General features: G+C 69.4%; 12 protein-coding genes. 6 read left to right on the top strand and 6 right to left on the bottom strand.

Annotated elements, in window-relative coordinates; all coding sequences use genetic code 11:
* Positions 1–136: 136 nt before the first annotated feature.
* Complete coding sequence (locus tag ACP59X_RS17980) at positions 137–2,368, top strand: CHASE2 domain-containing protein (protein WP_428561027.1); 2,232 nt, start codon at positions 137–139, stop codon at positions 2,366–2,368.
* A 3-nt stretch (positions 2,369–2,371) separates the two neighbouring features.
* Here the strand turns inward: ACP59X_RS17980 and ACP59X_RS17975 are convergent, their stop codons facing one another.
* Positions 2,372–2,899, bottom strand: a complete 528-nt coding sequence (locus ACP59X_RS17975) for a hypothetical protein (RefSeq protein ID WP_428569954.1) — start codon at positions 2,897–2,899, stop codon at positions 2,372–2,374.
* A gap of 150 nt (positions 2,900–3,049) precedes the next feature.
* Positions 3,050–3,667, bottom strand: a complete 618-nt coding sequence (locus tag ACP59X_RS17970; RefSeq protein WP_428561025.1) for a hypothetical protein — start codon at positions 3,665–3,667, stop codon at positions 3,050–3,052.
* A gap of 199 nt (positions 3,668–3,866) precedes the next feature.
* On the opposite strand from ACP59X_RS17970, the gene ACP59X_RS17965 reads away from it, so the two are divergent.
* The 5 genes from ACP59X_RS17965 to ACP59X_RS17945 all read left to right on the top strand — a co-directional run bounded on the left by ACP59X_RS17965 (position 3,867) and on the right by ACP59X_RS17945 (position 13,647).
* The gene (locus tag ACP59X_RS17965; RefSeq protein ID WP_428561023.1) at positions 3,867–4,070 is read left to right on the top strand and encodes a hypothetical protein; all 204 of its coding nucleotides are present in this window, start codon (positions 3,867–3,869) and stop codon (positions 4,068–4,070) included.
* Between the two features lie 279 nt (positions 4,071–4,349).
* Entirely contained in the window at positions 4,350–6,050 is a 1,701-nt protein-coding gene (locus ACP59X_RS17960) for an SAM-dependent methyltransferase (protein WP_428561021.1), read from the top strand.
* A 143-nt stretch (positions 6,051–6,193) separates the two neighbouring features.
* Complete coding sequence (locus tag ACP59X_RS17955) at positions 6,194–7,438, top strand: MdtA/MuxA family multidrug efflux RND transporter periplasmic adaptor subunit (protein ID WP_428561019.1); 1,245 nt, start codon at positions 6,194–6,196, stop codon at positions 7,436–7,438.
* On the top strand, positions 7,435–10,524 hold the full coding sequence (locus tag ACP59X_RS17950) for a multidrug efflux RND transporter permease subunit (RefSeq protein ID WP_428561017.1): 3,090 nt from the start codon (positions 7,435–7,437) through the stop codon (positions 10,522–10,524). Before ACP59X_RS17955 ends, ACP59X_RS17950 begins: the two co-directional genes overlap by 4 nt.
* Positions 10,525–10,527: 3 nt before the next feature.
* Positions 10,528–13,647: an efflux RND transporter permease subunit gene (locus ACP59X_RS17945; RefSeq protein WP_428561014.1), complete on the top strand. Its 3,120-nt coding sequence runs from the start codon at positions 10,528–10,530 to the stop codon at positions 13,645–13,647.
* Between the two features lie 170 nt (positions 13,648–13,817).
* On the opposite strand, the gene ACP59X_RS17940 is transcribed toward ACP59X_RS17945, so the two are convergent.
* The 4 genes from ACP59X_RS17940 to ACP59X_RS17925 form a co-directional block, all read right to left on the bottom strand.
* On the bottom strand, positions 13,818–15,443 hold the full coding sequence (locus tag ACP59X_RS17940; RefSeq protein ID WP_428561011.1) for a serine hydrolase: 1,626 nt from the start codon (positions 15,441–15,443) through the stop codon (positions 13,818–13,820).
* Positions 15,444–15,609: 166 nt separating this feature from the next.
* A complete protein-coding gene (locus ACP59X_RS17935; RefSeq protein WP_428561009.1) occupies positions 15,610–16,809 on the bottom strand; it encodes a serine hydrolase domain-containing protein in 1,200 nt (399 codons plus the stop codon).
* Between the two features lie 76 nt (positions 16,810–16,885).
* The gene (locus tag ACP59X_RS17930; RefSeq protein ID WP_428561007.1) at positions 16,886–17,815 is read right to left on the bottom strand and encodes an SAM-dependent methyltransferase; all 930 of its coding nucleotides are present in this window, start codon (positions 17,813–17,815) and stop codon (positions 16,886–16,888) included.
* 48 nt (positions 17,816–17,863) lie between these two features.
* Positions 17,864–19,441 (bottom strand): SpoIIE family protein phosphatase, encoded by a 1,578-nt coding sequence (locus ACP59X_RS17925; RefSeq protein ID WP_428561005.1) that lies wholly within the window; start codon positions 19,439–19,441, stop codon positions 17,864–17,866.
* Positions 19,442–19,447: the final 6 nt, after the last annotated feature.

The raw sequence follows: 19,447 nt of genomic DNA, 5'->3' as shown, positions 1-19,447 counted from the left end.
CCTCCGGCGGCCGGGGGGCATGATGCCCCCCGGACCCCCTCGTCTGTTCGGGCGCGATTGTCCCGGCCTCGCCGAGCGAGGCCGGGACAATCGCGCCCGAACAAGGGCCGTCGCCCTTCGGGCGAAGGGAAGAAGTATGCGCACATCATTCGTGCCCCCTTCCAGGGGGTCCGGGGGGGATGATCCCCCCCGGCGGGGAGGTCCAGGAGGGGCGGCGCCCCTCCTGGCCGCCGGAGGCCTCTTCCGCAAACGCCTTCTCCACGGCCTCATCGCCGGCCTGTCCGGCCTGTTCGTGGCCTGGCTGCTGTCGCTGACCGGCATCATCATTTCCTTCGAGGCCCGGACCTTCGACTGGCGGGCCAGGCTGCTTGCCCCCAAGGGGCCGCCGGTGGACGCCGTGCGCCTGATCCTCCTCGACCAGCCGAGCCTCGATTGGGGGGCCAGGGAAAACGGCCTGTCCTGGCCCTGGCCCCGCGAGGTCTACGGCGTGATCCTCGATTTCTGCCGTCGGGCCGGGGCGAAAGCCGTGGCCTTCGACGTGCTCTACACCGAGCCCTCGGCCTACGGCGTGGCCGACGACAAGGCCCTGGCCACGGCCGGCCAGGCCCTGGGCCGGTTCGTGCTGCCGATGTTTTTAGGCAAGGAGTCGGGCCAGGCCACGGCCTGGCCGGCGGACATGCCGGCCGATCCCCTGTCGATCCGGGGCCTCGACGCCTGGCTGTCCGGTGTCGACCCGGCCGAGGCCCCGGTCTTTCCCAAGGCGGCCTTTCCCGTGCCCGAGGTGGCGGCCGGGGCGGCACTGCTCGGCAACGTCAGCCAGGAGCCGCAGTTCGACGGCGTTTACCGCAAGGTCGGGCTTTTCGGCGTCTTTAACGGCCGGGCCGTGCCGTCGTTGTCCCTGGCCGCCAGGCTGCTGGCCGAGCCGGGCATGAAAGCGGCCATCGCCGGCCGGACGTTGCGCCTGGGGCCGGTGAACGTCCCCTTGGACGAGGCGGGGCTGGCCATTCCCCGCTGGCGGCGCTCGGCGGATTTCATGGCCGTGTCGGCGGCGGCGGTCATCCAAAGCGAACTGGCCCTGCGCGAGGGGGGGACGCCCGTCATCGATCCGGCCGTGCTGACCGGCCGCTACGTGCTGTTCGGGTTTTCGGCGCCGGGGCTGCTGGACATGCGCCCGTCGCCCGTGGCCGGGGTGACGTCCGGGGTGGAAATCCACGCCCAGGCCTTGCAGAGCTTGTTAACCGATGATTTCCTGCGGGTGCTGCCCCACTGGTCGGGCTGGCTCCTGGCCGCGGGCCTGGCCGTGGCCGGAGCCTTGGCCGCATCCCTGGCCCCGGGCGCGGCGGCCTCGGCCGTGGCGATCCTGGTTTTCCTGCCGCTGCCGCTCGGGCTGGCCCTTGGCGGCTATGCGCTCGGCTGGTGGCTGCCGCTGGCCCTGCCGCAAGCGGCCGTGGCCGGGGGCCTCGGCGTGGCCGTGCTCATCGGCTACGCCACCGAAGGCCGCCAGAAGCGCTTCATCAAGTCGGCCTTTCGCCAGTACCTGAGCCCGGACGTCATCGAGGCGCTGATCGCCCATCCCGAGCGCATGACGCTCGGCGGCGAACTGCGTGAACTGACGATCTTTTTTTCCGACCTCCAGGGATTTACCGGCATCTCCGAGGGGCTTTCGCCCCAGGAGCTGACGGCGCTTCTCAACAAATACCTCACGGCCATGACCTCCATCATCCTGGAGGAGGGGGGGACGGTGGACAAGTACGAGGGCGACGCCATCATCGCCTTCTGGAACGCCCCTCTCGACCAAGCCGACCATGCCGTGCGTGGCGTGCGGGCGGCGCTGCGCTGCCAGGACAGGCTCACCGAGCTGCGGCCGCTGTTCCGGGAGCTGTCCGGCCACGACCTTTTCATGCGCGTGGGGCTCAACACCGGCCAGGCCGTGGTCGGCAACATGGGTTCGGATTCGCGTTTCGACTACACCATGCTCGGCGACGCCGTGAACCTGGCCTCGCGCCTGGAGGGCGTCAACAAGCAGTTCGGCACGTTCACCATGATGTCGGCGGCCACGCGGGCGGCCGTGGGGGAGGAAATCGCCGCGCGGCGCATCGCCTGCGTGGCGGTAGTCGGCCGGGGCGAGCCGGTGGAGGTCTTCGAGCCGCTGTGGCCCGAGGCGGCGGCCGGCCTGGCCGCGCCCCACGCCGCTTTCGCCGCCGCGTTGGGCGCCTTTACGGCTGGGGATTTCAACACGGCCTTGGCGGGGTTTTCGGCCCTGGCCGCAAACGACGCGGCGGCCGCGTCCTATGAAAAACGCTGCCGCCGCCTGCTGGAAAACCCGCCCGAAACCTGGGACGGGGTCTGTGTCATGACCTCGAAATAGCGCCTAGACGCCTTCCTTGAGCCATTCGGCGAAATCGGACAATTCGCCCTGCCAGCCCTGGCCCAGCCGGACGTTGAGGAACTGGGCATACAGGGCGTCGAAAAAGCCGGCGCATTTCTCGATCAGGTAGAGCTTCTCCAGGACCTTGGCGTCCGGGTCCTCGCCTTCCTCGCTGCGCGTCTCCATCTTGGGCGTGCGCAGGGCGTTTAGGGTGAAGTCGTCGGCCTTGACCGTGACGGTCCAGGTCTCGCCGTCCTGTTCGAAGCGAATGAGCGAGCGGTCCACGCGCTTGCCGCTTTTGAGCCCCAGCCGGGCCTCGGCGAACTGGGCGTGGGGACCGGACACGGTGGCCGTCTCGGCGTCCTCGCCCTCGCCGCCGCGCACCGAGATCTTCTGCTCCAGGTAGACGTTGACCTCGCCGCCGTCGGGCAGCTTGAACAGCCAGCCGCTTTTTTCGCTCTTAAACCAGAGCCAGGTCAGGAAATCCTGCCCCAGCACCGGATTTTTCGCTTCCGCCATATTGATATCCATCATTTGCTCCCGCGTCTCGCGTGATGGGCCGGGCACGTCCGGCCCTTACCCGTCCAGGGGGTCCGGGGGGATGATCCCCCCCGGTGGGGTGGTCCAGGAGGGGCGACGCCCCTCCTGGCCGCCGGAGGCATTCTCTCCCCAACCCTCGCGCTACCCGGCGAACTGGCTGGGTTCCACGTGCTCCAGGGCCAGGGCGCGTTCCACGCCGAGGAGGCGTTCGGCCAAAAATGCCGGGGTCTGCGGTTCGAGGTGCAGTTCGAAGGTCATGGTGAAGAGGTCTTCGAAGAGCGTTTGCACCTTGCCGTTGGTGGAGGCCAGCCAGATGACCTGGTCCAGGGTGTTCCACACGGCCTCGAACACGGCCGGGATGGGCAGGGCCCGGGACAGGAGCGAGAGTTTGACGCGCTCGGCGATCTCTTTCTTGCGGTCCTTGGAGATGAAATTCTTGCCCGAGGCCTGATTGTGTTCCTTTTCCTGGTCGATGGCCAGGCGCAGGTACTTCTTGAAAACCGCCGGCGAGACGCGCCGGGTGTCCAGGCGCAGGGAGAAGGCCAGGTAGTGGCCTTTTTCCGGCGGCGCGCCGCGCCACTCGGCGTCCAGGTAGTCCTCGAAGGCCACCCAGCCGAAGGAACGTTCGTCGGCGGTGGTATCGATGTCGTTAAACGCGTATTTTTTCAGGCGATCCGGTGCTTCGCGCAGGATGTCCGGCTTGACTTCCCCCACGATCCGGTAGCGGGTGAACCCGCCGCTTGCTGCCAAAAGTCCCAAGGCGTCCTCCTTTGCCGGCGGCGGTGCCGGCCGGCGCGTGGCCTGGCCGGGGTGATAGATCAAATCCCGCCGCCGCGCCAGGGGCGGGGCGGGGGGTGAAAGGGCCGGGCAGATGGTTTTGATGGCAACATATTGGCAAAAAAGGCCGTTTTCCCTTGGCCCGGCTTATGCAATGACTTTGGAAACGGAGGTGACGACCATGGCCGTTATCCGCTTGGGCCACTCGGATGGCAGGATGCGCATCGGTTCGTTCACCCGCAAGGCCACCACGTCCTCCGGGTGCAACGAACCCTTCAAGAACGCCTACTGGTGCCCGAAACGAAAGTGGTTCGCCAAGGAGCCCTGTCCCTTTGTCAACCGTTTCGAATGCATGAGTTTCGCCCGTTTCAGCGGGGCCATCTGACGGGCCGCCGCCCGACCGGAAGGGGCCGTCCCCTTCCGGCCCCCTGACGGGGTGCGCCGCCCCCGTTGTTCTCGCGACACGTTCCACTCTTTTTTCCGCTGTCCGCCGCCCGCTGGCGTCACCGTCTTTTTCCAGGCAAACCCGGGGCGTACGGGCGTCACCTTTCGGACGTTTTCGAAAGGCCGGGCCACAAAATTGTCTTCCCGCCCGGGGATGATTATTCTGCTTGAGCCTGACGCCACGTCAGGGTTTAGGGTGGCCCGAAAGGAGGGCCGAACCATGTCGCTTCGTATCGGCGAACTCGCCAAACGCGCGGGTATCAGCGTGCGCGCCCTGCACCATTACGATGCCCTGGGGCTGCTGCGCCCGTCGCAGCGCTCCGAGGGCGGCTACCGGCTCTACGGCCAGGCCGACGTCATGCGGCTGCACACCATTTTGACGCTCAAATCCTTCGGTTGTTCCCTGGACGAGATCCGCCGCGCCCTGGACCAGGGCCAAACGGCCTTGCCGGGGATCCTGGCCCGGCAGGTGGCGGCCCTGGACGAGACCGCAAGGCAGGCGCAGGCCCTGCGCGACCGCATCGCCCGGCTGCTGGCCCGCATGGAGCGCCACGAGGCCACGGGCATGGGCGATTGGCTGGAGGCCCTGGGCATGATGCATGTGCTGCGCGGCTACCTGACCGAGGACGAGCTGTCGCGGCTGCGCCGGGCCGGGGGAAGGCAGGGCTGGCGGGAGGTGGCGGCGCGCATCGAGGCGGCCATGGCCGACGGTCAGGCTCCGGATTCGCCTCTGGGCCGGGAGCTGGCCGGGCTTGTCCGCCACATGGCCCGGGAAACCACCGGCGGCGATCCGGTGCTGGCCGTCAAGCTGCGGGGCATGGTGCAGCGCGAGGAGCGCGTGCGCGCGGCCACGGGGTTTCGCCTCGAATCCCTGGCCTGGGCCCAGGCGGCCTTGGCCGCCGCCGGCCCGGACAGTGGCCCGGACAGTGGCCCGGACAGTGGCCCGGACAGTGGCCCGGACAGTGGCCCGGACAGTGGCCCGGACAGTGGCCCGGACAGTGGCCCGGACAGTGGCCCGGACAGTGGCCCGGCCGCGCCCCCTGGCGCTGCCGCCAACGGCGCGACCGCGGCCGGACCCACGGGCACGGCGCTCGGCGTGGCCACCCTGCGCGCCGCCCACCAGTTCCTGGACGATCCGCCGGTGTTCGTCGATCCCCTGGCCCTGGCCATGGTCGGGCCGGGACGCGAAGCGGCCATCCGCAACGACCCGGCCCGGTTCGACGCCGGACCCTTGCGCGGGTTGCGGGCCTCGGTCGCGGTGCGCAGCCGCTTCGCCGAGGACGCCTGGGCGCAGGCCCACAGCCGGGGGTTGCGCCAACTCGTGCTCCTTTGCGCCGGCTACGACACCTTCGCCTGCCGCACGCCCGACCGGGAAAGCCGCCTCTTCGAAGTCGACCATCCGGCGACCCAGGCCAAAAAGCGCGCCCGACTGGCCGCGGCCGGGCTGTGCCCGCCGCAAAACTGCGCCTTCGTGCCCGTGGACCTCACGGTTGATTCCCTGGTCGAGGCCCTGGCGGCGGCCGGGTTTGCCCGCGAGGAGCCGGCATTTTTTTCGTGGCTCGGCGTGACCATGTACCTGCCCGAGGCGACGGTGTACGCAACCGTGGCCGGCCTGTCCGCCCTGGCCCCCGGGACAGAGCTCGTTTTCGACTATCCCGTTTCGCCGCAACTCCTGTCGCCGACCGAGCGAGGGGGGCGCGAGGCGGTCATGGCCCGGGCGGCGAAAAAGGGCGAACCGTGGCTTTCGGCCTTCGAGCCGGCGACGCTCGCCGGTCGGCTGGCCGCCCTGGGCTTTGCGGTGGTCGAGGACCTGGGTGGGCCGGAGCTCACGGCCCGCTACCTGTCCGGCCGGCGCGACGGCCTGCGCAAGTCCGGGGTCACGCGGCTGTTGCGGGTGCGGCTCGAGGCGGGCGGGAGCTGACGGTTTGGAAAGCGGGCCGGAGAACCCTGGCCGGCGGCGCGGGCCTGATGTAACCTTTCGCCCGCCGGAAACGACGTGGGACTCGCGACGCCGTCTCCGGCATTTGTTTTCCGGTCCCGTCAACCATGACAAGGAAGTCCGTCATGTCGCCCGACAAGAATATTCCGGCCCCACGCGGGGCCATTGGCACCTACGCCGTCGTGGCCTTGCTCCTTTTGGCCGGCGGCGCGCTCTGGTTTTTCGTCGAAAGCGACGGCCGGGCTCAGCCCAAGGGGCCGCCGCCGGGCATGCCCATGGTGGTTTCCGTTTCCGTGACCCGGGCGAAGCTGGGGGTGGCCCCGGTGACGCTGACCGGCATCGGCACGGTCACGCCGCTGAAAACCGTCACGGTCAAAAGCCGGGTGGACGGCGAGTTGACCGAGGTGCGCTTCCAGGAAGGTCAGCTCGTCAAGGAAGGCGAGTTGCTGGCCCAGATCGATCCGCGCCCGTTCGCCGCCCAACTCGACCAGTACCAGGGCCAGTTGGCCAAGGACACGGCCCTGCTGGAAAACGCCAAGGCCGATCTGGCCCGCTACGACAACCTGGTCAAAAAGGACATGCTGGCCGGCCAGACCAAGGACACCCAGGCTTCGCTCGTGCGCCAGTACGAAGGCGCCGTGCGCTCGGACAAGGCGCAAATCGACAACGCCAGGCTGCAAATCGAATACAGCCGCATCACCGCCCCCATCACCGGCCGGGTGGGGCTGCGCAAGCTCGACCCCGGCAACATGGTCAAGAGCTCGGACGATGCGGGGCTTTGCGTCATCACCCAGATGTCGCCCATAAGCGTCATCTTCACTCTGCCCGAGGACGATCTGCCCCGGGTGCGCAAGCGGCTTCTGGCCGGCGAAACCCTCGCCGTGGCCGCCTTCGACCGCACCCTGACCGAAAAGCTGGCCCAGGGCACGCTTGCCACCACCGACAACCAGATCGACACGGCCACGGGCACGGTCAGGCTGCGGGCGCTTTTCGACAACGCCGACGAGGCCCTGTTCCCCAACCAGTTCGTCAACGCCGAACTGCTGCTGGAGCGGCGCGAGAACGTGGTGCTTTTGCCGGCCGCGGCCGTCATGCGCGGCCCCAAGGGTGCCCATGTCTTCGTGGTGGGCGAGGGGGATACCGTGTCCATGCGCCCGGTGACCACCGGGCTGGCCGTGGGCACGGACCTGGTGGTCGATACCGGGCTGGCCTCGGGCGAGGCCGTGGTGGTCGAGGGCGCCGACCGGCTGCGCGACGGCGCCAAGGTGGCCGTGCGCCAGCCCGGCAAGCCGGCCACCGAAAAGGCGGCCAGCGACACGCCGGCGGCCGAAAAACCGGCGACCGACAAGGCGGCGGCCAACAAGTCATGAACCTGTCACGCCCCTTCATCCTGCGCCCCGTGGCCACGACCCTGGTCATGACGGCGGTCATCCTGGCCGGGGCCATCGCCTATTTCCAACTGCCGGTCTCGGCCCTGCCGCAAGTGGACTACCCCACCATCCAGGTGCGCACCTTCTACCCCGGGGCCAGCCCAGACGTCATGGCCTCGGCCGTGACCGCGCCGCTGGAGCGCCAGTTCGGCCAGATGCCGGGGCTGACGCAAATGACTTCCGTCAGCTCCTCCGGGGCTTCGGTCATCACCTTGCAGTTCGCCCTGAACCTGTCCCTGGACGTGGCCGAGCAGGAGGTCCAGGCCTCCATCAACACGGCCTACAGCCTGTTGCCCGACGACCTGCCCACGCCGCCGGTCTACAGCAAGGTCAACCCGGCCGACGCGCCCATCCTGTCCCTGGCCCTGGCCTCGGACGCCATGCCCCTCACCGAGGTCCAGGACCTGGCCGACACCCGCCTGGCCCAGAAGATCTCCCAGCTTTCCGGCGTGGGCCTGGTGAGCGTGTCCGGCGGCCAGCGCCCGGCCGTGCGCATCGACGCCAACCCCACCGCCCTGGCCGCCTACGGCATCACCCTGGAAGAGGTCCGCACGGCCATCGCCGCGGCCAACGTCAACCAGGCCAAGGGCGGTTTCGACGGCCCGCGCCAGTCCTCCATCCTCGGCGCCAACGACCAGCTTTTGACCAGCCAGGAATACCGGCCGCTGATCGTGGCCTACAAAAACGACCGGCCCGTGCGACTGTCCGACGTGGCCACGGTGTCCGACGGGGCCGAGGACGTGCGCCAGGCCGCCTGGGTGAACGGCAATCCGGCCATCGTGCTCAACATCCAGCGCCAGCCCGGGGCCAACGTCATCGACGTGGTGGACCGGGTCAAGGCCATCCTGCCGAGCCTGCGGGTCTCGCTGCCGGCGGCCGTGACGCTGGCCGTCCTGGCCGACCGCACCGTCACCATCCGCGCCTCCATCGACGACGTGCAAATCGAGCTGGCCCTGGCCGTGCTCCTCGTCGTCGGCGTCATCTTCGTCTTTTTGCGCGACGGCCGGGCCACGCTCATTCCGGCCGTGGCCGTGCCGCTGTCGCTGGTCGGCACCTTCGGCGTCATGTATCTGCTGGGCTACGGCCTCAACAACCTCACGCTCATGGCCCTGACCATCTCCACGGGCTTTGTCGTGGACGACGCCATCGTCATGATCGAAAACGTGGCCCGCCACGTGGAGGAGGGGGCCTCGCCCCTGGAGGCGGCCCTGGCCGGCGCCGGCCAGATCGGCTTCACCATCCTGTCCCTGACGGTTTCGCTGGTGGCCGTGCTCATTCCGCTGCTGTTCATGGGCGACGTGGTGGGGCGGCTTTTCCGGGAATTCGCCGTGACGCTGGGCGTGGCCATCCTGCTGTCCGCCGGCGTGTCGCTGACGCTGACCCCCATGATGTGCGCCCGCATGCTCGGCCATGCCGGCCTGGCCGGCAAAAGCTGGTTTTTCCGGGCCACCCAAGGGCTTTTCGACCGGGCCATCGCCGGCTACGGCCGCAGCCTGACGGTCGTCCTGCGCCACCAGGGCCTGACGCTGCTGGTGGCCGTGGCCACGGTCGTGGCCACGGTGCTGCTCTACATCGCCGTGCCCAAGGGCTTTTTCCCGGTCCAGGACACGGGCCAGCTCTCGGGCGTGACCCAGGCTCCGGCCACGGTCTCGTTCGCCGCCATGAGCGAGCGCCAGAAGGAACTGGCCGACCTGCTTGCCACCGACCCGGCCGTGGTTTCGGTGGCCTCCTCTGTCGGCGTGGACGGCATCAATCCCAGCCTCAATACCGGCCGGCTGTCCGTGACCCTTGTGCCCAAGGCCAAGCGCGACGCCGATGCCGCCGCCGTGGCCCGCCGGCTCCAGGAACTGGGCGCCGGCGTGGCCGGCATCAGCCTGACCCTGCAGCCCGTGCAGGACCTGACCGTGGACGCCCGGGCCGGCCGGGCCCAGTACCAGTACGCCCTGGGCACGCCCAGTTCCGCCGAACTGGCCCTGTGGACGCCGCGCTTCGTGGCCGCCCTGGCCAAGCGGCCCGAGGTGCGCAACGTCGGCGACAACATGGTCACCGACGGCCTGCGCTTAAACGTGGCCATCGACCGGGTGGCCGCCGCCCGCTACGGCCTCACCCCGGCCGATATCGACAACATCCTCTACGACGCCTTCGGCCAGCGGCAGGTCTCGACCATGTTCACGGAACTGAGCCAATACCGGGTGGTGCTGGGGTTGTCGCCGGATATGGCCGACGGCGCGGCCGCGCTTTCGCGCATCCGCCTGCCCGGCAACGGCGGGTCCCAGGTGCCGCTGTCGGCCGTGGCCACGGTGACCGAGGGCGTGGGGCCGCTGGTGATCAACCGCCAGGGCCAGTTCCCGGCCGCGGTCGTCTCCTTCGACACCGCCCCGGGCTATTCCCTGGGCGATGCCGTGGAGGCCGTTGCCGCCGTCTCGGCCGGCCTCGGCATGCCCGAGAGCATCGTCGGCGGCTTCCAGGGCGCGGCCAAGGCCTTCATGGATTCGCTACGCAACGAACCGCTCCTTATTCTCGCCGCCCTGGTCACGGTCTACATCGTGCTCGGCGTCATGTACGAAAGCTTCATCCACCCGGTGACGATCCTGTCGACCCTGCCCTCGGCCGGCATCGGCGGCTTGTGGGCGCTGCTCCTTTTCCACGAGGACCTGGGCGTCATGGCCGTCATCGGCATCATCCTGCTCATTGGTATCGTCAAGAAAAACGGCATCATGATGGTGGATTTCGCGCTGAGTGCCGAGCGCGAGCAGGGCAAGGCCCCGGGCGAGGCCATCTACGAGGCCTGCCTGCTGCGTTTCCGGCCCATCATGATGACCACCTTCGCCGCGCTTTTAGGCGCCTTGCCCCTGGCCCTGGGCTCGGGCGTGGGCTCGGAGCTGCGCCGGCCGCTGGGCATCGTCATCGTCGGCGGGCTCATCGTCAGCCAGGTGCTCACGCTGTATACCACGCCCGTCATCTACCTCTTCTTCGAGCGCCTGGCCCGCCGCCGGGCGGGGGCCGGCCGGCCGGCCAAGGCCTAGCGTATGGCCAGTTTGCCTGAAATCTGCATCCGCCGGCCCGTGGGCACGACGCTTCTCACCCTGGCCCTGGTGCTGGCCGGGGCCATCGCCTTTCGCCTCTTGCCGGCCGCCGCCCTGCCGCAGGTGGATTTTCCCACCATCTCCGTCCAGGCCCAGCTGCCCGGGGCCGAGCCGCAGACCATGGCCACCTCCGTGGCCGCGCCCCTGGAACGCCAGTTCGCCCGCATCGCCGGCGTGACGGAAATGACCTCCCAGAGCAACCGGGGCTCCACGCGCATCAACCTGCAATTCGACCTCGACCGCGACATCAACGGCGCCGCCCGCGACGTCCAGTCGGCCATCAGCGCCGCCCGGGGCTACCTGCCCTCGACCCTGCGCCAGAACCCGACCTACCGGAAAATGAACCCGGCCGACGCGCCCGTCCTGGTCCTGGCGCTGACCTCGGAAACCGTGTCCCGGACCCAGATGTACGACGTGGCTTCCACCGTGCTCCAGCAGAAGCTTTCCCAGGTCGACGGCGTGGGCCAGGTGTTCGTGGGCGGCGGGGCGCTGCCGGCCGTGCGGGTCAATGTCGATACGGCCGCCCTGGCCGCCAAAGGCCTGAGCCTCACCGATGTCAGCACGATGCTGACCAAGACCACGGTCAACCTGCCCAAGGGCCGCCTGGAAGCCGGGGACCGCTCCTTCGAGGTGGAGACCAACGACCAGTTGCACGAGGCCTGGGAATACCAGCCGCTGATCCTGGCCTATAAAAACGGCGCGCCCGTGCGTCTCACCGACGTGGCCACCATCACGCCCTCGGTGGAGGATACCCGCACGGCCGGGCTCGTGAACGGCAAGCCGTCGGTCATGATCATCGTCTTCCGCCAGCCCGGGGCCAACATCATCGAGACCGTGGACAACGTGAAGGCGACCATTCCCCAGCTCGCGGCCGCCTTGCCGGCCGACGTGGGCATCTCCGTGGAGATGGACCGCAGTCCGCCCATCCGGGCCTCGCTGGCCGACGTGGAGCGCACGCTGCTGCTGTCGTGCCTGCTGGTCATCCTGGTGGTCTTCGTGTTCCTCGGCAGCCTGCGGGCCACCTGCATCCCGGCCGTGGCCACGGTGGCGTCGCTCGTTGGGACCTTCGCGGTCATGTACCTGCTGGGCTATTCGCTCGACAACCTGTCGCTGATGGCCCTGACCATCGCCACGGGCTTCGTCGTGGACGACGCCATCGTGGTGCTGGAAAACGTCTCGCGCCACATGGAGCAGGGCATGGCGCCGTACGAGGCCTCCATCGTCGGCTCCCGCGAGGTGGCCTTCACGGTCGTGTCCATGAGCGTCTCGCTGGTGGCGGTCTTCATCCCCATCTTGTTCATGGGCGGCATGGTCGGCCGGCTGTTCCGGGAATTCGCCATGGTGCTGTCCATTGCCGTCATGATTTCCCTGGTGCTGTCCCTTTCGGCCACGCCCATGATGTGCGCCGCCCTGTTGCGGGCGGGCAAAAACCATGGCCCGGGCGCCCGGCCGGGGCTTGGCGCCCGGGCCTACGCCGGGCTGCTGCGCGGCTATGACCGCAGCCTGCGCCTGGCCCTGGCCCACCCGCGCCTGATGCTGCTGGCCACCGTCGGCGCCCTGGCCGGGGCGGTCTGGTTCTATGTCGCCATCCCCAAGGGCTTTTTTCCGGAACAGGACACCGGCCGGGTCATGGGCTTCATCCAGGCCGCGCCGGACATCTCCTTCCAGGCCATGGAGAAAAAGATGGCGGCCATCGTGGGGATCATCGGCGCCGACCCCGACGTGACCTCGGTCACGGGCTTTACCGGCGGCGGCGGCGGGCCTGGCGGCGGCGGCACCAACACCGCCCAGATGTTCATCACGCTCAAGCCCGCCAAGCAGCGCCCGCCCATGGCCGTGACGCTCACGCGGCTGCGCAAGGCCCTTGCCGCCGTGCCCGGCGCGCCGGCCTTCCTCATGCCGGCCCAGGAACTGCGCCTGGGCGGCCGGCCGGGCAAGGCGCTGTACCAGTACACGCTGCTCTCCGACAGCTACGCCGACCTCGTCGCCGGCGCGCCCAGGGTCGAGCAGGCCCTGGGCAAGCTGCCCCTGCTCACCGACGTTAGCGCCGACCAGCAGGACAAGGGGCTCATGACCTCCATCGACATCGACCGGGATACGGCCTCGCGCCTGGGTGTGAGCACGGCCGCCGTGGACGCCGCCCTCTACAACGCCTTCGGCCAGCGCCTGGTCGGCGTGTCCTACACCGACCAGAACCAGTACCACGTGGTCCTCGAGGGGACGGCGCGCCTGCTCGAAGGCCCCGAAGGGCTGCGGGACATCTATGTCGCCGGCAAGGGCGGCAAGCAGGTGCCGCTGTCCGCCGTGGCCACCATCCGCCAGAGCGAAGCCGCGCTGTCCGTCAACCACCAGGGCCAGTTTCCGGCCGCCACCATCTCGTTTAACCTCTCGCCCGGGGCGTCGCTGTCCCAGGCGGCCACGGCCATCGAGGCCGCGGTGGCCACGCTCGGGCTGCCCACCTCCGTGCGCGGCTCCTTTGCCGGCACGGCCCAAGCCTTCGAGGCCACCACCCGGACCCAGCCGTTGCTGCTTCTGGCCGCGCTGGTCGCGGTCTACATCGTGCTCGGCATCCTCTACGAGAGCACCATCCACCCGCTGACCATCCTGTCGACCCTGCCGTCGGCCGGCCTCGGGGCCGTGGCGGCGCTGATGGCCTGCAAGCTCGATTTGACCATCATCGCCATCATCGGCGTGATCCTCCTGATCGGCATCGTCAAGAAAAACGGCATCATGATGGTGGATTTCGCCCTGACGGCCGAACGCGAGCGGGGGCTTGGCCCGGGCGAGGCCATCCACGAGGCCTGCCTCAAGCGTTTTCGGCCCATCATGATGACCACGCTGGCCGCCTTTCTCGGCGCGCTGCCCCTGGCGATCGGGCATGGCGAGGGCGGCGAGCTGCGCCGGCCGCTGGGCATCGCCATTTGCGGCGGGCTGCTCGTCAGCCAAGCCATGACGCTGTATACCACGCCCGTCATCTACCTCTCCCTCGACCGGCTGCGGCTGTGGGGCGCCACCCGGCGCAACCGGCGCCGGGCCAAGCGGGCTGCGGCCGCGGCCTCGTAAGTCGGGAAATCCCCCAGACAGGGGAATAATCCCCGGGCGGCCGGGAAGCGATCGGGTGTCCCGGGGGGGCGGGCGGCGAAGGCTGCGGCCGGCCCGGCCGTGGATGCTGCTGCCTTGCCACGGCCGGGCCGGGGGAGCGGCGGAACGCGTGCCGGTCCGCCGCCTCGGGTTCAGGAATCGCCGAGCAAAAGCCCCACCGGCGCCACGGGCCCGATGCGGGTGAAGACCGCGCCCTGGGGGAAGCCCATGACCGCGCCGAGCGTCATGGTCGCCGGCCCGGATTCGGGGAAGGCGAAGGTGAAGGGCAGGGTCAGGTTGGCGGCCGTGGGGTAGTCCCTGGGATAGGCGTAAAACCCGCTGTCGCCGGCGAGGAGGTCCGTCGTGTAGCCGTCCGGCCCCAGGGCGATGCGCAGGCCGCCGCCAGCCAGGCTGACGGTGAAGGCGCCGTAGGCCGGGTGGACGTAGGTGCCGCAGTATTGCTCCAAGGGGGGGGCGGCCCTGGCCGCGCCGGCCGGGGCGGCCTGGGGCGATGGCGCCTCGGCCTGGAGGGCGGCCAGGCGGGCCATGTTTTCCTCGAGCTGCCCGGCCGTGACGTTGCGGTTCATGTACAGGTCGTAGAAGTGGAAGACGATCTTGTCGGCCGTGGTCGGGCGGGCGTTGAGGGATTGCACGCCGGTGAAGTTGCCGCCGATGTTGGTGAGCACCACGACGGCGGCCTTGCTTCCCGGAATGAGCCCCATGCTCGCCTTGAAGCCCTGCAACGACCCGCCGTGCTGCAGGAAGGGCTGGGGCGAAAAGCCGAAATACATCCAGCCGCCGCCGTAGGAGACCGGCCCCCAGTAGTCGATGTCCTGCCCCTGGGCATAGTCCACCACCAGGGCCAGGGGGGCCTGCAGGAAGCGCATTTGCGCCGTGGACACGAGTTGCGTGCCGCCGAAACTGCCCAGGGACAGCTGGAGCCGCAGCCAGTTGGCGATGTCGTTGACGCTCGAGCGGATGGCCCCGGCGCCCAGGGCGTAGTCGGCCATGGCGTTGCCCGACCAGTCGGCGGGAATGGTCCACAGTCCGCCGTCGGCCAGCATCATGTGGCCCAGGGACACGTTTTGCAGAGAGTTCTTGGCGGCCTGGGTGGTGACGGTGCGGGTCATGCCGAGGGGCGTGAAGAAGGTCTCCCGCAGGGCCTCGCCCCAGCTTTGGCCGGTGAGGGGCTCGGCCAGCAGCGAAGCGGCCATGTACATGGCGTTCTGGTAGGCGAAGGCGGTGCGAAAGCTCGTGATGGGCTTTTCGTAGCGCAGGGCCGGCACGATGCGCTGCGGCGGGTAGTTGAGCACCATCATGCCCAGCAGGGACTGCATGGCCAGGCCGGAGTGGTGGACGAGCAGGTCCTGCACCTGGAACTGGCCGGACACCCAGGCGTCGTACATGGCAAAGGACGGCAGGCGGCTTCGGGCCAGGTCGGCCCAGGCCAGCCTGCCCTTGTCGACCTGGACGGCCAGGAGGGCGGCGGCGAAGGCCTTGGAGCAGGAGCCGATTTCGAAGACGGTGTCGGCGTCGACGGCCGCCGCGCCGACTTCCTGGCTGACGTTGCCGAAGCCGCCGGCATAGACCACCTGGTCGTCCACGACCACGGCCATGGCCATGCCGGGGATCTGGGCGGCCTGTCGCCAGGCCTCGGCGTCGGCGACGAGTTGGCTGAGCCAATCGGCCCGGGCCGGCCCGGGCGTCACGAGCCAGGCGAACAGGGCCAGGCCGAGCCACCAGGCACCGGCGCGCCAAAAGCGAGTGCGAAACGCCATGTTGCATCCCTCCTTCGGTCGGTTCGCACAGAGCCGTCGCTACGTCCCGGTTGCGCCGGCCGGTCGTCCGGTTCGGTCGCGGGGAGTCGGGGCCCTGCCCGTTCGTGCCGCATGGCACCCCTTCGTCTCGGCCCGGGAACGGGGAGCCGGGGCCGATGGCGGCGGTTTACGCGTCGAACAACAGGCCGTTGACCGCCGGCACGGCGGTCGGGGCCGGGAAATCCAGGTACGGCACGAGGGCCGTAAGGACGTTTTTGACCAGGGCCGTGGCGTCGACGCCCGCCGGGGCGTAGTCGAAACGGTTGGCCCCGATGAACAGGGTGCGCCAGGCCCGGGGGTAGTGCAGCAGGAAGGTCCGGGTGCCGCCGTTGCCGCCGCCGTGGGACCAGCAGGGCTGGCCGAAGAACTCGTCCGCGGTCCAGACTTCCGTGCCGCAGCCGTAGCCGACCTGGCCGGGGATGATGTCGGCGGCCTTGCCCGTGGGCGTGGTCATGACCGCCAGCGAGGCGGCCGAAAGCAGTTTTCCGGTGAAAAGCGCCCGCCCCCAGGCCAGCATGTCCGCCGCCGTGGACACCCCGGACCCGGCCGTCCAGTCCCAGGACATGTTCCAGTCGGTCATGACCCGGAAATCCCCGTCAGCCACCAGGCAGTAGCCGCCGGTCAGGGGGGCGGCGAGGGCGCCGGTGCGGCTGACGGCCGTGCGGGCAAGCCCGAGCGGCCTGAAGAAGCGCTGGGCAATGGCCGCCTCGAAGGTCTGGCCGGTGCGTTTTTCCGCGATCAGCCCGAGCAGGTAATAGCCGGTGTTGGAGTAGCCCCACTGGGCGCCGGGCGCGAAGGCCGGGCCGTGGGCGTTGGAGATGGCCAAGATCTCGGCCGCGGTCCAGTCCTTGGTGAAGTTTCCCGGGGAGAGGATGTCGAGGTCCGTGGATTCCTCGTGGTCGTAGACGCCGGCGGTGTGGTTGAGCAGCTGGGCCACGGTGATGGACGCGGCGTTGGGCACGCCGCAGTCCGGCAAAAGCGCGGCCAGGATGTCCCCGGTGGACAGCAGGCCTTCCTCGCACAGGCGCAGGATCAGCGCCGCGGTCATGTTCTTGGTGATGCTGGCCAGGCGTATCTGGTCGCCGGGCTCCATGGCCCGGGGGGCGGCCAGGTCGGCCTTGCCGGCCGCGCCCAGGAAGTTGCCGCGCGGGGTGAGCGCCCCGAAGACGAGGCCGGGCAGCCCGTCGTCGGACACGGCCGCGTCGAGCACGGCCTGGATGGCCGCCACGGGCAGGCTCCCCGCTTCGGCCAGGCCGCCCCTGCCGGCCGCGGCCCACGGCGAAAGGCCGGCCACTGCGGCGGCAACCAGGAATTGGCGTCGGTTCATGGCCCAATCCTCCCGGCGGTCTGCCGGCACGACGGCACGGCGGGCGGAACGTTACGGCGATGATCCCAGTATGACGTTAATCATTGTCGGCCGCAAGGAGTTCGCCCGCGGCCAGGCGCACGAAGGTCAGTTCGTGTTTGTTGTGGGACAGGTGCAGCAGCCGGCTGTCCGGCACGGCCCGGAACCTGTCCAGCAGCGCGAAATCCGTTTCCCCCTGGAGTTTGACCGTCAGCACGAAGCGGCGGCACTCGCCGAGTTCCAGCCAGCGGGAAAGCCAGTCGAAAAGCCGGTCAGGATAGCAGATCACGTCGGAAAAAAGCCAGTCCACCGCCCCGGCGTGGCGGGGGTCCAGGCCGAAGGCGCTGCCCTGGCACCAGGAGACGAGCGGATCGGCGGCGACGTTTCGGGCCAGCGGCGCCTTGTCGATGCAAAACACCCGCGCCCCAAGGCCCGCCAACACGAACGACCAGCCGCCCGGGCTGCCGCCCATGTCCAGGCACAGCTGCCCCGGCGACGGGGCGAAGCGCAGGCGGGTGAAGAGTTCCCACAGCTTGAGGTAGGCCCGGCTCGGCGGCCCGTCGCGGTCCTCGGCGAAGCGGTACGCGCCGTCCGGCACGGGTTCGCTGGTCGTGGGCGAGGCCAGAAGCAGGTTTTCCTCCCACAAGGTGAAGGCGCCGAGGGGAGCGTGCGGCAGGGGCTGGCCGAAAACCAGCGGCCTGGCCGCGACCTTGGGCAGTTTGTCGGCCACGAGCGTCGCCCGGCGGAAATGGCCGCTGGGTACCACCGACCAGTTGCGCTGGATGGCCTTGAGGGTTTTGGCGGCCTGGCCGATGGAGTCCATGGGAAGAAACGCCGGGTCGGTCCAGACGTTGGCGGCGAAGGCCGGCCGGCGGGGGGGGCCGTCGGCCACGACCAGGGGGTCGCGTACGGCCGTGACGGCGTCGCCCAGTTCGGCGACCAGTTCGGCCAGAAGGCCGGGGGCGGCATGATAGACGGCAAAGGGCATGGGGGAACCGGTGGCAAGGGTTGCGGGGAAACGGCCGTCGGCCGGGTATCAGGCGACGGCCAGGGCTTTTTCGCGCACGAATTCGAGGCCAAGCAGGCTCACGTCGTCGCGCGGCGGCGTTTCGCCGAGAAAATCCGAGGCGGCCCGGCGCAGGCCGGACAGGATGTCGCTTACGGGGTATCGGGCCAGGCGGCGCAGCACCTGCAAGGTCCGCTCGTCGCCGAAAAACCGGCCGTCGGCGGCTTGGGTGTCGGCCAGGCCGTCGCTGAGCACGACCAGCTTGTCCCCGGGGCGCATGGCCAAGGTGCCGGCGCAAAAGGGCAGGAAGCCCGACAGGCCGATGATGGTGCCGCAGCAGGGCAGGGCTTCGATGTCGCCGTTTGCGGCAATGCGAAAGGGCGCCGGGTGGCCGGCGTTGCAGTACTGGGCCTGGCCTGTGCGCACATCCAGGGTCATGTAGAAGATGGTGAAGAATTTCGAGAACTTCTCGAACGGAAATTCCTCGTCCAGCCGGGCCAGGACGATCTGGGGCGGCACTACGTCGATATGCCCGCCCGAGCGGTCGATGAGGGTGGAACGCTGGTAGTGCATGAAGTTGTAGACCGAAAGCGCCACCAGCGACGAGGCCACGCCGTGGCCGGACACGTCGAGCATGTAGAGGCCGACATGGTTGGGGCCCAGGGGGAAGACGTTGAAGATGTCGCCGCCGATGGTTTCGCAGGGCAGAAATTCCCAGGCGAAGCGCAGGCTCTCGGACATGGAGTAGCGCTTGGGCAGCAGACTGCGCTGGATCTCGGCCGCCGCCTCCAGGTCCTTCTGGTGCCGGCTGTGTTTTTTGAGAAGGTCTTCCTTCTGCTTGGCGAACAGGGTCACGTCCTCGATGTTCCAGACCAGTTCGCCGTCGGGCATGGTGGAAAAATGGAACTGGCAGGTCCGGCGCTGGCCGTTTTTGTCCGTAAACGGGCACTGCCGCCGCCAGACATGCCCCGGGGCCGGGCGGGAGGCCACGATGTCGGCCAGGTCGGCCCGGTCGGCCGCCTCGGGGAAGACCGCCGCGATGAAGCGGTCGGCCGTGGTATAGGCCTGCAGCGGCAGGCCGAACACCCGCTCCATGCCCGGTGAGACGAAGGTGAAGCGGCCGTCGCCGCCCACCACGGCGATGCCGTCGTGGGCGTATTCCAGGATGGCGGCCATGCGGTCCTTTTCGTCGCGCAGTTCCCGTTCCCGGGCCTTGCGGGCGTCGATGGCCTGCTTGAGGCGCAGGGCCGAGCCGACCCGGGCGGCCAGTTCGGCCCGGCGGGGGGGCTTGCGGATATAGTCCATGGCCCCGGCGGCGAAGGCCGCGGCCAGGTTCTCCTCGTCCTCGCTGACCGTGACCATGATGACCGGGATGTCGGCCAGCCGGGGATCGGCCTTGAGCCGCTTGGTGCCGCACAGGCCGCCCATGCCGGGCATGATGCAGTCCATGAGCACGAGGTCGGGCAGCGTGGCCCGGGGCTCGGCCAGGGCGGCCAGCAGCGCCTCGGCCGCAGGGAACGTGACGAGGTCGTCGTGGCCTTCGGCGCGCAGCAGGCTCTCCAGGTAGGTGCAAAAGCTGTCGGAGTCGTCCGCGATGGCGATACGCATGGCGCG

It is taken from the genome of Solidesulfovibrio sp. DCME, from assembly GCF_049995385.1.
In the GTDB taxonomy this organism is placed as follows: Bacteria; Desulfobacterota; Desulfovibrionia; order Desulfovibrionales; family Desulfovibrionaceae; genus Solidesulfovibrio.
This window is presented reverse-complemented; position numbering and strand designations above follow the sequence as displayed.